The sequence below is a fragment of the Pseudomonas sp. URMO17WK12:I9 genome (assembly GCF_900230165.1).
Classification (GTDB): Bacteria; Pseudomonadota; Gammaproteobacteria; order Pseudomonadales; family Pseudomonadaceae; genus Aquipseudomonas; species Aquipseudomonas fulva.
In genome coordinates, this window is the sequence record NZ_OCMQ01000005.1 from 182,399 (window position 1) to 195,460 (window position 13,062).

The window sequence follows — 13,062 nt, forward strand, 5'->3', positions numbered from 1 at the left end:
GGCTCACGGTCGAACAACCTTCACACGGAGTGCGCAATGCAGACCCTCTACCCGCAGATCAAACCCTACGCCCGGCACGATCTGGCCGTGGAAGCGCCACACGTGCTGTACGTCGATGAAAGCGGCTCGCCCGAAGGTTTGCCAGTGGTCTTCATTCACGGCGGCCCGGGTGCAGGCTGCGACGCCCAGAGCCGGTGCTATTTCGATCCCACCCTGTACCGCATTATCACCTTCGACCAGCGCGGCTGTGGCCGCTCCACCCCCCATGCCAGCCTGGAAAACAACACCACCTGGCACCTGGTGGAGGACATGGAGCGCATCCGTGAACACCTGGGTATCGACAAGTGGGTACTGTTCGGCGGCTCATGGGGCTCCACGCTCGCGCTGGCCTATGCCCAGACTCACCCCGAACGCGTGCATGGTCTGATCCTGCGCGGCATCTTCCTGTGCAGGCCCCAGGAGATACAGTGGTTCTACCAGGAAGGTGCCAGCCGCCTGTTCCCCGACTACTGGCAGGACTACATTGCGCCCATCCCACCGGAGGAGCGCGGCGATATGGTCAGCGCGTTCCACAAGCGCCTGACCGGCTCCGACCAGATTGCCCAGATGCACGCGGCCAAGGCATGGTCCACTTGGGAGGGCCGCACGGCCACACTGCGGCCCAACCCCCTGGTAGTGGACCGGTTCTCCGAGCCGCAGCGGGCCTTGTCCATCGCCCGCATCGAATGCCACTACTTCATGAACAACGCCTTCCTGGAGCCGAACCAGCTGGTGCGCGACCTGCCCAGCATCGCCCACCTGCCGGCGGTGATCGTGCACGGGCGCTACGACGTGATCTGCCCACTGGACAACGCTTGGGAACTGCACCAGGCGTGGCCGAACAGTGAACTGAAGGTCATTCGCGATGCCGGGCATGCCGCATCCGAGCCGGGCATTACCGATGCTCTGGTGCGCGCAGCCGACCAGATGGCCAGGCGCCTGCTCGACTTGCCACTGGAAGAAGCATGAAGGGCCTGCTGCAACGGGTGCGCAACGCGCGGGTGGAAGTGCAGGGCCAGGTCATCGGCGCTGTCGAGCAAGGCCTGCTGGTGCTGGTGGCCGTGGAGCCGGACGACACCCGCGAGCATGCTGACAAGCTGCTGCACAAGCTGTTGAACTACCGCGTGTTCAGCGATGAGCAGGACAAGATGAACCTGTCGTTGAAAGAAGTGGGGGGCGGGCTGCTGCTGGTCTCGCAGTTCACATTGGCGGCCGACACCCGCAACGGCATGCGCCCCAGCTTTTCCACGGCGGCGCCGCCGGCCTTGGGCGCCGAGCTGTTCGACTACCTGGTGACGCAAGCCAGAGACCGCCACGCCGACGTCGCTACCGGTCAGTTCGGTGCCGACATGCAGGTCCACCTGGTCAATGATGGCCCTGTAACATTGCTGTTACAAATTTAAGGTTAAAAAAAGCCGCTTTCTTGAATAAATAAGCGGTTCTATACCATAAATAGTTGTTGCAGCCTGATGCGTTGTCACGCGACCTGCTGGATAATCGCGCGCTGCATGAGGCCTGCGTTCGCAGGTCCGTTTCACTCTGACTCGAGCATTGTCCGTAGCCGTTTGGGGAATCATTACGCCCTTACGGGGTCCGAACAGTGCTCGCCAACCCGGCATTTGTCGCTGGCCGTTGGTTTCATGATCTGTTTTCGGCGAGGGTTGCTCGTGATTGTTAGTCCCCAAAAAGCATCAAGAATCCCCGGCGTCAGGCTGCGCAAGGCGCTGATGGCCAGCATGGCAATCGTTGGCCTGATGAGCGCGGGCCAGCTGTGGGCATTCAATCTTGACGATGTTGCAGCCAAGGCAAAGGATCTGGCCGGCCAGAAGTACGAAGCGCCCAAAAGCAACCTGCCGGCCGTGTTCCGCGACATGAAGTTCGCGGACTACCAGAAGATCCACTTCCTGCAGGAAAAGGCCGAGTGGGCCAACGACAAGACACCGTTCAAGCTGTCGTTCTACCACCAGGGCATGCACTTCGATACGCCGGTGAAAATCAACGAAGTCACCGCCACCAAGGTCCAGGAAATCAAGTACGACCCGAGCCGCTTCGAGTTCGGCGACGTGCCGCATGATGCCGATGCCACCAAGAACCTGGGCTATGCGGGCTTCCGCGTGCTGTACCCGATCAACAAGGCCGACAAGCAGGACGAAATCATGACCCTGCTTGGCGCCAGTTATTTCCGCGTCGTGGGCAAGGGCCATGTGTATGGCCTGTCGGCCCGTGGCCTGGCCATCGACACGGCGCTGCCTTCGGGCGAAGAATTCCCACGGTTCACCGAGTTCTGGGTCGAGAAGCCGCAGCCGGCCGACAAGCACCTGGTGATCTACGCGCTGCTGGACTCCCCGCGCTCAACCGGCGCCTACAAGCTCACCCTGCGTCCGGGCAACGACACGGTCGTTGACGTGCAGTCGCGCGTGTACCTGCGCGATCATGTCAGCCGCCTGGGCGTCGCGCCGCTGACCAGCATGTACCTGTTCGGTCCGAACCAGCCGTCCAAGGTCCTCAACTACCGTCCTGCGTTGCACGATTCCGAAGGCCTGTCCATCCATGCCGGCAACGGCGAGTGGCTGTGGCGCCCGCTGAATAACCCCAAGCACCTGTCGGTCAGCAATTTCAGCGTCGAGAACCCGCGCGGCTTCGGTCTGATGCAGCGCCAGCGCGCCTTCAGCGACTATGAAGACCTGGATGATAACTACCAGAAGCGCCCAAGTGCCTGGATCGAACCCAAAGGCGACTGGGGCAAGGGCTCCGTCGACCTGGTGGAAATCCCGACGGCCGACGAAACCAACGACAACATCGTTGCTTTCTGGAGCCCGGAAAAGCTGCCCGAGCCTGGCGAGGCGGCCGAGTTCGCCTACCGCCTGCATTGGACCATCGACGAACCCAAGTTCCAGGCGCCTGAGTTGGGCTGGGTCAAGCAGACCCTGCGCTCCACTGGCGACGTCAAGCAGTCCAACCTGATCCGCCAGCCTGATGGCAGCGTGGCTTTCCTGGTCGACTTCGCGGGCCCGGCACTTGCCGCCCTGCCTGAAGACACCCCGGTGCGCAGCCAGATCAGCGTGGGCGACAACGGTGAGGTGGTCGAGAACAACCTGCGCTACAACCCTGAAACCAAGGGCTGGCGCCTGACGCTGCGTCTGAAGGTCAAAGAAGCCAACAAGTCGACCGAAATGCGTGCAGCGCTGGTGCGCGATGTGCCCGTAGAGGCTCCAGCGCCTGCCACGGACGCCAAGCAGGACAAGGCGTCTGCCAAGCATGCCAAGGCCGAGAAAACCGCCAAGGCCGAACAACCTGCCGCCGACGCGGCGCCCACCGCCGAGGCTGCGGCCACCACCGAAAAGGTGCTGACCGAAACCTGGACCTATCAGTTGCCTGCCGATGAGTAACTCGAGCCCAAAGCCGGTATCGCTTGGCGAGTACCTGGCCCACCTTCCAATGAGCGATGAGCAGCGCGCGGAACTGGCCAATTGCGCATCGTTCAGTGAGCTGCACCAGCGCCTGGCGGCCAACTCGCACGCCAGCCCAGCCGAGGCCGTGCAGGCCTCGGTGGGCTCGCGCCTGACGGTCGGCACCGCGGGTGAACTGGAAGAGGCCGAGATGCTCGGGGTGGACGGTAACGGGCGCCTGTGCCTGAAGATCGCGCCGCCCATCACGCGTACCAAGGTCGTTCCCGAGCCATGGCGTACCAACCTGCTGGTGCGGGTATGGCGGCGCCTGACCGGGCGTACCAACGCACCGCAGCCACCCAAGCGTGAGTTGCCGGCGGCCCGCTGGCGCACTGTCGGCTCGATCCGCCGATACATCCTGCTGGCGCTGATGATCGGGCAGACACTGGTCGCTGGCTGGTACATGAAGAGCATCCTGCCCTACCAGGGCTGGTCGTTCGTCGATCTGGACGAAATCTTCGCTCAGCCGATCTGGGATACGGTGGTGCAGGTATGGCCGTACGCCTTGCAGACGTCCATCCTGATTCTCTTCGGGATTCTGTTCTGCTGGGTGTCGGCCGGCTTCTGGACTGCCCTGATGGGCTTCCTTGAGCTGCTGACCGGGCGCGACAAGTACAAGATTTCCGGCAGCAGTGCCGGCAACGAACCCATCGCGCCCGATGCACGTACTGCGCTGGTCATGCCGATCTGCAACGAAGACGTGCCGCGGGTGTTTGCAGGCCTGCGTGCAACGTTCGAGTCGGTAGCAGCCAGCGGTAACCTGGACCGTTTCGACTTCTTTGTGCTCAGCGACACCAACGACACCGACATTGCCGTTGCCGAGCAGCAGGCATGGCTGGACGTGTGCCGTGAAACCAAGGGGTTCGGCCGTATCTTCTACCGCCGTCGCCGGCGTCGGGTGAAGCGCAAGAGTGGTAACCTCGACGACTTCTGCCGCCGCTGGGGCAGCGAATACAAGTACATGGTGGTGCTGGACGCCGACAGCGTCATGAGCGGCGAATGCCTGAGCAGCCTGGTGCGCCTGATGGAGGCCAACCCCGATGCCGGCATCATCCAGACCGGGCCCAAGGCGTCGGGCATGGATACCCTGTATGCGCGCATGCAGCAGTTCGCCACGCGCGTATACGGCCCATTGTTCACGGCCGGCCTGCACTTCTGGCAGCTGGGTGAGTCGCACTACTGGGGGCACAATGCGATCATTCGCATGAAGCCGTTCATCGAACACTGCGCATTGGCGCCATTGCCAGGCAAGGGTGCGTTCGCTGGGGCCATTCTTTCCCACGACTTCGTCGAAGCCGCGCTCATGCGCCGCGCCGGTTGGGGCGTATGGATCGCCTATGACTTGCCGGGCAGCTACGAAGAACTGCCGCCCAACCTGCTCGACGAACTCAAGCGCGACCGTCGCTGGTGTCATGGCAACCTGATGAACTTCCGGCTGTTCCTGGTCAAGGGCATGCACCCGGTGCACCGTGCCGTGTTCCTGACGGGTGTCATGTCCTACCTGTCTGCGCCGTTGTGGTTCCTGTTCCTGGTGCTGTCCACTGCGTTGCTGGCGACCAACACCCTGATGGAGCCCCAGTACTTCATCGAGCCGTACCAGCTGTATCCGCTGTGGCCTCAATGGCACCCGGAAAAAGCCGTGGCGTTGTTCTCCACCACCATCGTGCTGCTGTTCCTGCCCAAATTGCTCAGCGTCATCCTGATCTGGGCCAAGGGCGCAGTTGAGTACGGCGGGCGGATCAAGGTCACCTTGTCGATGCTCATGGAAATGCTGTTCTCCATGTTGCTGGCGCCGGTGCGCATGATCTTCCACACCCGCTTCGTGCTGGCCGCGTTCCTGGGCTGGGCCGCCACCTGGAACTCCCCGCAGCGCGACGACGATTCCACACCCTGGAGCGAAGCGGTCAAGCGTCATGGTCCGCAGACCTTGCTGGGCGTGGCATGGGCAGGTCTGGTAGCCTGGCTGAACCCCAGTTTCCTGTGGTGGCTGACGCCGATCGTGGGCTCGTTGATGCTGTCCATTCCGGTCTCGGTCATTTCCAGCCGTACCCGCCTGGGTCTGGCCGCCAAGGACGAGAAGCTGTTCCTGATTCCTGAGGAATACGCCACACCGCAGGAGCTGCTGGCCACGGACCAGTATACCCACGAGAATCGCTGGCACGCCCTGCGCGACGGTTTTGTGCGCGCGGTAGTGGACCCGCGGCAGAATGCTCTGGCGTGTGCCATGGCCACTGCCCGGCACGGTCAGGCAGCGCCCATCGAGGCCATGCGTGCCGAACGCATCGTCAAAGCTCTGGAAGTTGGCCCCCATGGACTCGACCTGGGCACGCGCCTGGCATTGCTGAGCGACCCCGTGGCGCTGACCCGCCTGCACGAGCAGGTATGGTCGCAGCAGCACGCGGCATGGATCGATGCCTGGCGCGCCTCGATCAAGGGCGACCCGCATTCACCGTTGTTGCCGCTGCATCCTGAACATGAGGGTCAACCGGCACTCGCAGGCTCCTGACCTGCGCCATTAGCGGGCCAGCCCGTTCCGACCTACCCTGCAGCCGACGTTTGCAGGGTAGCGCCGGACCGGGTTGGCCCGCGACGCTTTTGCCCCTCGGGCCGATTTAGGCCAACAAAGTCCCCCCCGATGCTATATCGCCAGCGCGCCATGCGTTAGCATCCCTCTCCGATAGCTCATGGCGGCCCGCACGGCCGTACCAATAAGAAAACGCGCTACTTCTACTTTCAGGGGACTTGGTGATGTTCAAGAAATACCTTTCGCGGCTGCTGGTGGGCATGACCGCTCTGGTGGCGGTGTCCGCCGCCCAGGCCGGGGCCATCGACGAGGCCGTCAAGCGTGGCACGCTGCGTGTGGGCATGGACCCGACCTACATGCCGTTCCAGATGACCAACAAGCGTGGCGAGATCATTGGTTTTGAGGTCGACATCCTCAAGGCCATGGCCAAGTCGATGGGCGTCAAGTTCGAAGCGGTATCCACCGCCTACGACGGCATCATCCCCGCCCTGCTGACTGACAAGTTCGACATGATCGGCAGCGGCATGACCTTGACCCAGGAGCGCAACCTGCGCCTGAACTTCAGCGAGCCTTTCATCGTCGTGGGCCAGACCCTGCTGATCCGCAAGGACCTGGCCGGCGAGATCAAGTCGTACAAGGACCTGAACAACGAGAAGTACCGCCTGACCTCCAAGCTGGGTACCACCGGCGAGATGGTGTCCAAGAAGCTGATCGGCAAAGCCAAGTACCACGGCTATGACAATGAGCAGGAAGCGGTCATGGATGTGGTCAACGGCAAGGCAGACGCCTTCGTCTATGACGCGCCGTACAACGTAGTGGCCGTTGAGAAGGCCGGTGCTGGCAAGCTGCTGTTCCTCGAAGAACCCTTCACCTACGAGCCGCTGGCCTTCGGCCTGAAGAAAGGCGACTACGACAGCATCAACTTCATCAACAATTTCCTGCACCAGATCAAGCATGACGGGACCTACGATCGTATTCACGACAAGTGGTTCAAGAACAAGGACTGGCTCAAGGACATGGAATAAAAGGCAACTTCAGGCCGCAAGCTGCAGGCCGTAGCCAGTGACCGACCTTGTGGGGTCGGCTACAGGCTGCGGCTTGCGGCTTGCGGCCTGCCGTTTTCCGGAGTATCCAAAGTGATCAAACACAAGAAGGCCCAGTGGCCCTGGCATGGGCTGACTGCACTGGTCCTGGTAGGCCTGGCCGTCAGCCTGTACATGGCGACCTCGATGATTTCCTACGAGTGGCGCTGGAACCGCGTCCCTCAGTATTTCGCTTACCAAGCCGAAGACGTACAGCGCGCGACCGACTATGGCACCGTGCAGGAAATCGTCATCTCCGGTGATGAAGCCCGCGTCACCCTGAAGGATGAAAGCGGGGAGCTTCAGGTCCTGGACGTGGCCAAGGACAGCCTGCAACTGAGCCGCGGCGACGACGTGGCCGAAGGGGACCAGATTGGCGTGACCCGGCACTGGGCCGCAGGTCCGCTGGCCTGGGGGTTGTGGACCACCCTGTGGATTTCGGTGGTGTCCGGTGCGCTGGGGCTGGTGATCGGGCTGGTGGCCGGCCTGTGCCGGTTGTCGACCAACCCGACGCTGCATGACCTGTCGACCGTGTATGTCGAACTGGTGCGCGGTACGCCGTTGCTGGTTCAGATCTTCATCTTCTACTTCTTCATCGGCACGGTCCTGAACCTGTCCCGCGAGTTCGCCGGTGTCGCCGCCCTGGCGCTGTTCACAGGCGCCTATGTGGCCGAAATCGTGCGTGCTGGCGTGCAGTCCATCGCCAAGGGGCAGAACGAAGCGGCGCGCTCGCTGGGCCTCAATGCCGGCCAGTCGATGCGTCACGTGATACTGCCCCAGGCATTCAAGCGTGTACTGCCGCCGCTGGCCGGTCAGTTCATCAGCCTGGTCAAGGACACGTCGCTGGTGTCGGTGATCGCCATTACCGAACTGACGAAAAGCGGACGGGAAGCCATCACCACCTCGTTCTCGACCTTCGAGATCTGGTTCTGCGTGGCAGGTTTGTACCTGCTGATCAACCTGCCGCTGTCGCACATTGCCAGCCGGCTCGAGCGGAGGCTTGCGCAAAGTGATTGAAGTCCGTGACCTGCTCAAGGTATTCGACACCCGTGGCCATGTGGTACGGGCGGTCGACAACGTCACCACGCACGTGGCAAAAGGCGAAGTGGTCGTGGTCCTCGGCCCTTCGGGCTCTGGCAAGTCGACCTTCTTGCGTTGCCTCAACGGCCTGGAGCATTTCGATGAGGGCCATGTGGCCATCGCCGGCCTGGATCTGGCGCACCCCAAGACCGACATCAACGCCTATCGCCGCGAAGTCGGCATGGTGTTCCAGCATTTCAACCTGTTCCCGCACATGACCGTGCTGGAAAACCTGTGCCTGGCGCAGAAGGTGGTGCGCAAGCGCAGCAAGGCCGACCGCGAGGCCAAGGCTCGGGCCTTGTTGCAAAAGGTGGGGATCGCGGAGAAAGCCAACGAGTATCCGTCACGGTTGTCGGGCGGTCAGCAGCAACGGGTTGCGATTGCCCGCGCGTTGGCCATGGACCCGAAAGTGATGCTGTTCGACGAGCCCACCTCGGCGCTGGACCCGGAAATGGTAGGGGAGGTGCTGGATGTGATGAAGACCCTGGCCCTGGAAGGCATGACCATGGTCTGCGTCACCCATGAAATGGGCTTTGCACGAGAAGTGGCCGACCGCGTGCTGTTCTTCGACCATGGCAAGCTGCTGGAAGACTCGCCGCCCGCGGAATTCTTTGCCGCACCGAAAGACCCACGTGCGCAGGCGTTTTTGCGGCAAGTGCTCTGAAAGTGAAGGCTACCCTCGCGCAGTGGGTAGCCTTCGGATTGTGCGCTACAGGGCTCCCAAACCAAGCGCTCAGATGTTGAACCGCCTTACCATCCCCCGCAGTTGCTGCCCCAACTGCTCCAGCTCACCACTCGATGCTGCAGTCTGTTCGCTGGCTGCACTGGTCTGATCGGACGCATCACGCACATTCAGCACGCTGCGATTGATCTGTTCGGCCACCACGCTCTGCTGTTCGCTGGCCGTGGCAATCTGCTGGTTCATGCCTTGGATGCTCGAGACCGTCCCTGTGATCTGGCTCAGCGCATCGCCTGCCCTGCGGCTTAACTCCACGCTTTGCTCTGTGAGGTTCTTGCTGCTGTCCAGCAAGCGCGTGACTTCGTCGGTGCCGTTGTGCAGGCTGTCGATCAGTTGACCGATTTCTTCGGTGGCGGTGGAGGTGCGCTGGGCCAGGCCGCGCACTTCATCGGCCACTACCGCGAAGCCCCGCCCGGCTTCACCCGCCCGCGCCGCCTCGATCGCGGCGTTGAGTGCCAGCAGGTTGGTCTGTTCGGAGACCGACTTGATCACGTCCAGAATACTGCCGATGCGCTGACTCTCGCCGGCCAGATGCTGCATGGCTGCCAGGCAATGGTCCATCTGCCCGGACAACTGTTCAATGCGGCCAATCGCTTCGGTCACCACCTGATCGCCCACCTGCGCCTGTTGGTCGGCATTGGTGGCGGCCATCGATGCCTGCTCTGCGTTCTGCGCCACCTCCTGGACCGTGGCGCTCATCTGGTTCATGGCAGTGGCAACCTGGTCGGTTTCTTCTCGCTGCTGGCTGATGCGCACCTTGGTGTCTTCGCTGCTGGAGGCCAGTTGCGACGCGGCTTGCGAGAGTTGCCCGACACCGTGGTCGATGCCGCCGATCAGTTCGCGCAAACTTATCGTCATCTCACGCATGCTGGCCTGGAGCTTGCCCATCTCGTCGCGGCGCTGCACCGGTTCGACCTGGCTCAGGTCCCCTTTGGCGATACGTGCCGCCACATCCAGGGTCTGGCGCAGCGGTTGGGTGATCTGCAATGTGATCAGCCACCCGGCGATCACACCGACCACTAGCGCCAGCAGCGCCACGGTGGTCAACAGCGAGCGGGCGGCCAGTGCTTCCCTGTCGCGTTGTTCGACTTTGCGCTTGCCAAGCTCCAGGCTCACCGAGCGCAACTCGTCGCCGCGGCGCTCCATCGTGTTTTGCAGTTGCTCGGCCTTGACGGCGACCTGGCGGTACTGGTCCAGGGTCGCGCGGTATCGGGCCAATTCGGTGCCTGGTTGCTCGATCACCGTGCGCGGCAGCCCGAGAGGCGCTAGGCCCTTGACCAGTTGAGCCAGGCTGGTACTTGCGGCCTCCAAGGCGCTTTCACCGACTTTGGCGAAGTCTTCGACAGGGGAGAAGGTGTAGGCCGGTACCAGGCTTTGCTGGTTGGCGCTCTCCACATGCCGGCTCAGTGTGTCCATCATGCCCAGCACGTTGGTCTGCTGCCCATCGGCAGGCATCTTCAACAGGGCCTGGGTTTCAAGTTCATCGATGGCCGTGCTGAGTTTCTCCCCCTGAACGAGCAGGGCCTGGCGCAAGGTGGTGCGGCTGTTGGCAGTGCGCTGCAGTTCGGCGAAGTCATCGCGCAATTGCTGCAGCAAACCCAGTTTTTCGGTCAGCATCTGCCGTGACTCTTCGACATTGCTGCGCTGCTGCAGCGTAGTCAGCATGTTGCTCAATTGCTCGAGGATGCGGCCGATCCGAGTCTTGCTCTGCTCATCGTCGAGCACACGGTACGTGATGCGCTCAGCGCGCAGGTCCTTGGTCAGGTCATTGATTTCGCCAATTTCACTCAGTTGCTGCGAACGAACGATGGCGCCGTCCAGGGCGCGCCAGCCACTGATCGTGGTGACCAGCGTGAGCAGCAGGACCACGGCGAAACCGAGGGCCAACTTGGCGGCGACGCTGATGTTGCCGAGCTTGCGGTTGAGGTAACCGAGCATGGGGATTCTCCGTGCAAGTGGAAGGAATGAAGAGCACGCGCAATGCGTGCAAGCCATCCCTGCCCATCGGCGGAGGACCTGTAGGACTTGACCTGAAACCCGCGTAGGAAAATTCGGACCATATGGTCAGATCTTTTACGGTTACATAAGCCTTTCGAGCGCAACCGCACGTCTTTCAAAGAGGCTGCGTGGCAGCCTCAGTCTGAATGCGCCGATTGACCGGCACTGTCATTGGTCGTGTCGACAGGCCTGCCCGTCAGAGCTTGAAACGCCTCACCAAACCCTGCAAATGAGTGCCTAGGCGTGCCAGCTCCACACTGGAGCTGGCAGTCTGTTCGCTGGCCGCCGAGGTCTGGTCGGAAATGTCCCGTACGTTGATCACGCTGCGGTTGATCTCTTCGGCCACCGCCGTCTGCTCCTCGGCTGCCGTGGCGATCTGCTGGTTCATCGCCTGGATGGAGGAGACGGTGCGGGTGATGTTTTCCAGCGAACTACCTGCACGGCGGGTCAGTTCGACGGTGCTGTCGGTGAGTTGCCGGCTGCTGTCCATCACGCTCGCTGCGCGCTGTGTGCCGCTTTGCAAACCGGCGATCAGTTCCTCGATCTCCTCGGTGGATTGCTGTGTGCGTTGTGCCAGGCTGCGCACCTCGTCAGCCACCACTGCAAACCCGCGCCCGGCTTCGCCTGCACGGGCCGCTTCGATCGCCGCGTTGAGCGCCAGCAGGTTGGTCTGCTGGGCCACCGACTTGATCACATCCAGTACGCTGCCGATCTTGTCGCTTTCACCCTTGAGCTGGCTCATGGCCTCGCTGGAGTTGGCCACCTCGCTGGCCAGCCGCTCAATCTGCGCCACCGCTTCGCTGACCACACGATCGCCCTCACGGGCCTGCTGGTCGGCCATGACGGCTGCTTCCGAGGCCTGCTCGGCGTTGCGTGCCACGTCGTGAACGGTCGCTGTCATCTGGTTCATCGCCGTGGCAACCTGGTCTGTCTCGACTTTCTGGTTGGTAACGCCTGCGCTGGTCTGCTCGGTCACCGCCGAGAGCTCTTCGGCGGCACTGGCAATCTGGGTTACACCATCGCCGATGCCGCCAATCAGCTCGCGCAGGCCTTGGGTCATGCGCTGCATGCTGGCCTGCAACTGGCCAAGCTCGTCTTTACGCAACGAAGGTTCATGCAGGGTGAGGTCGCCGTTGGCCACCCGTTCGGCTCCACGCAGCGCCTCGCGCAGCGGCAGGATGATCTGACGGGTGATCACCCAGGCCGCCAGCAGGCCCAGCAAGACGGCCAGGCCAGTGGCCAACCCCAGCAACGCTTTTGCCTGGGCAGCGGCGGTGTCACGCACCTGGGTCTGCGATGTGGTCATGGCCTGGCTGGTCTGCATCAAGGTCACGCCTTGATCGGCCATTTGCTGCAACGCCTGGGCGCTGGCGCTCTGCGCTTCGCCGAACTGCATCACGGCGTCGCGGTAGCCGCCCATGGCGGTACTGGCGTCGGTCAGGCCGGCGGCGAATTCGGCAGGCAGCTTGGCGGGCAGCCCTCGCAACTCGTCCAGCGCCTGGTCGATGGCCTTGAGTGCGGTCTGCTGATAATCGGCATTACCGCTGTAGGTGTAACCACGCACCTGGAATCGCGCTTGCTGGAGCAGGCTGTTGACGGTGACGGCATATTGGTACTGGGTGATATCGCCCGCTTGAAGCAGGCGCTGCTGAACGCGTCCTACCAGTTCGACTGCCTTGTCCGCGCTGTCCCCCAGCACGCCGCGGCTGGCCTCGCGTCGCACATTCGCCTGCTTGAGCTGCGCGAAGGCCTGCTGGTAGGCCGCTACTGCATCGCGCTGCTGTTCGAGTCGCTGGTGATCGGCGGGTTCGTCGATCTGGCCGAGCATCAGCTGAACCTGACGATCCAGAGTGCCAAGCGCCTTCTCCATCTCACCGATCGAGGCGTCGTCGCGCTGGCGCTCATAATGCTGACGTGCAATGCGCAGCTCCTGGGCGTACTGCTGGATGACCGAGATGTTGCCCAGCTTGTCACCCCTGGCTGTGATGCTGTTCATGCCGTGCCAACCGGTCAGGGTGATGATCAGCGTCAGCAGCAGTACCAGGCCAAAGCCCAGCGCCAGTTTGCGGGTTACACTCACGTTGCCCAAAAGCTTGGCTAACCATCGATTCATAGAAACTCCCTGGCGGCTTGGCAGCACGATTCGTTGTT

General features: G+C 62.4%; 9 protein-coding genes. 7 read left to right on the forward strand and 2 right to left on the reverse strand.

Features of this window, described 5'->3' with window-relative positions; translation table 11 throughout:
* Positions 1–36 precede the first annotated feature (36 nt).
* From pip to CRP40_RS12845, 7 genes are all read left to right on the forward strand, one after another.
* Complete coding sequence (pip, locus tag CRP40_RS12815; protein WP_027914057.1) at positions 37–1,008, forward strand: prolyl aminopeptidase; 972 nt, start codon at positions 37–39, stop codon at positions 1,006–1,008.
* A complete protein-coding gene (dtd, locus tag CRP40_RS12820; RefSeq protein ID WP_027914056.1) occupies positions 1,005–1,442 on the forward strand; it encodes a D-aminoacyl-tRNA deacylase in 438 nt (145 codons plus the stop codon). Before pip ends, dtd begins: the two co-directional genes overlap by 4 nt.
* Before the next feature lie 264 nt (positions 1,443–1,706).
* Positions 1,707–3,428, forward strand: coding sequence for a glucan biosynthesis protein G (locus CRP40_RS12825; protein ID WP_201870985.1), 1,722 nt, complete (start codon positions 1,707–1,709; stop codon positions 3,426–3,428).
* Complete coding sequence (mdoH, locus tag CRP40_RS12830; RefSeq protein WP_027914054.1) at positions 3,421–5,994, forward strand: glucans biosynthesis glucosyltransferase MdoH; 2,574 nt, start codon at positions 3,421–3,423, stop codon at positions 5,992–5,994. The genes CRP40_RS12825 and mdoH overlap by 8 nt, the downstream gene beginning before the upstream one ends.
* A gap of 242 nt (positions 5,995–6,236) precedes the next feature.
* Positions 6,237–7,037: a transporter substrate-binding domain-containing protein gene (locus CRP40_RS12835; RefSeq protein ID WP_023533017.1), complete on the forward strand. Its 801-nt coding sequence runs from the start codon at positions 6,237–6,239 to the stop codon at positions 7,035–7,037.
* Between the two features lie 111 nt (positions 7,038–7,148).
* On the forward strand, positions 7,149–8,111 hold the full coding sequence (locus CRP40_RS12840) for an amino acid ABC transporter permease (RefSeq protein ID WP_027914053.1): 963 nt from the start codon (positions 7,149–7,151) through the stop codon (positions 8,109–8,111).
* Positions 8,104–8,838, forward strand: coding sequence for an amino acid ABC transporter ATP-binding protein (locus CRP40_RS12845; protein ID WP_027914052.1), 735 nt, complete (start codon positions 8,104–8,106; stop codon positions 8,836–8,838). The genes CRP40_RS12840 and CRP40_RS12845 overlap by 8 nt, the downstream gene beginning before the upstream one ends.
* A gap of 69 nt (positions 8,839–8,907) precedes the next feature.
* On the opposite strand, the gene CRP40_RS12850 is transcribed toward CRP40_RS12845, so the two are convergent.
* On the reverse strand, positions 8,908–10,851 hold the full coding sequence (locus tag CRP40_RS12850) for a methyl-accepting chemotaxis protein (protein ID WP_027914051.1): 1,944 nt from the start codon (positions 10,849–10,851) through the stop codon (positions 8,908–8,910).
* Positions 10,852–11,107: 256 nt separating this feature from the next.
* Positions 11,108–13,024: a methyl-accepting chemotaxis protein gene (locus CRP40_RS12855; protein WP_027914050.1), complete on the reverse strand. Its 1,917-nt coding sequence runs from the start codon at positions 13,022–13,024 to the stop codon at positions 11,108–11,110.
* Between the last annotated feature and the right edge of the window lie 38 nt (positions 13,025–13,062).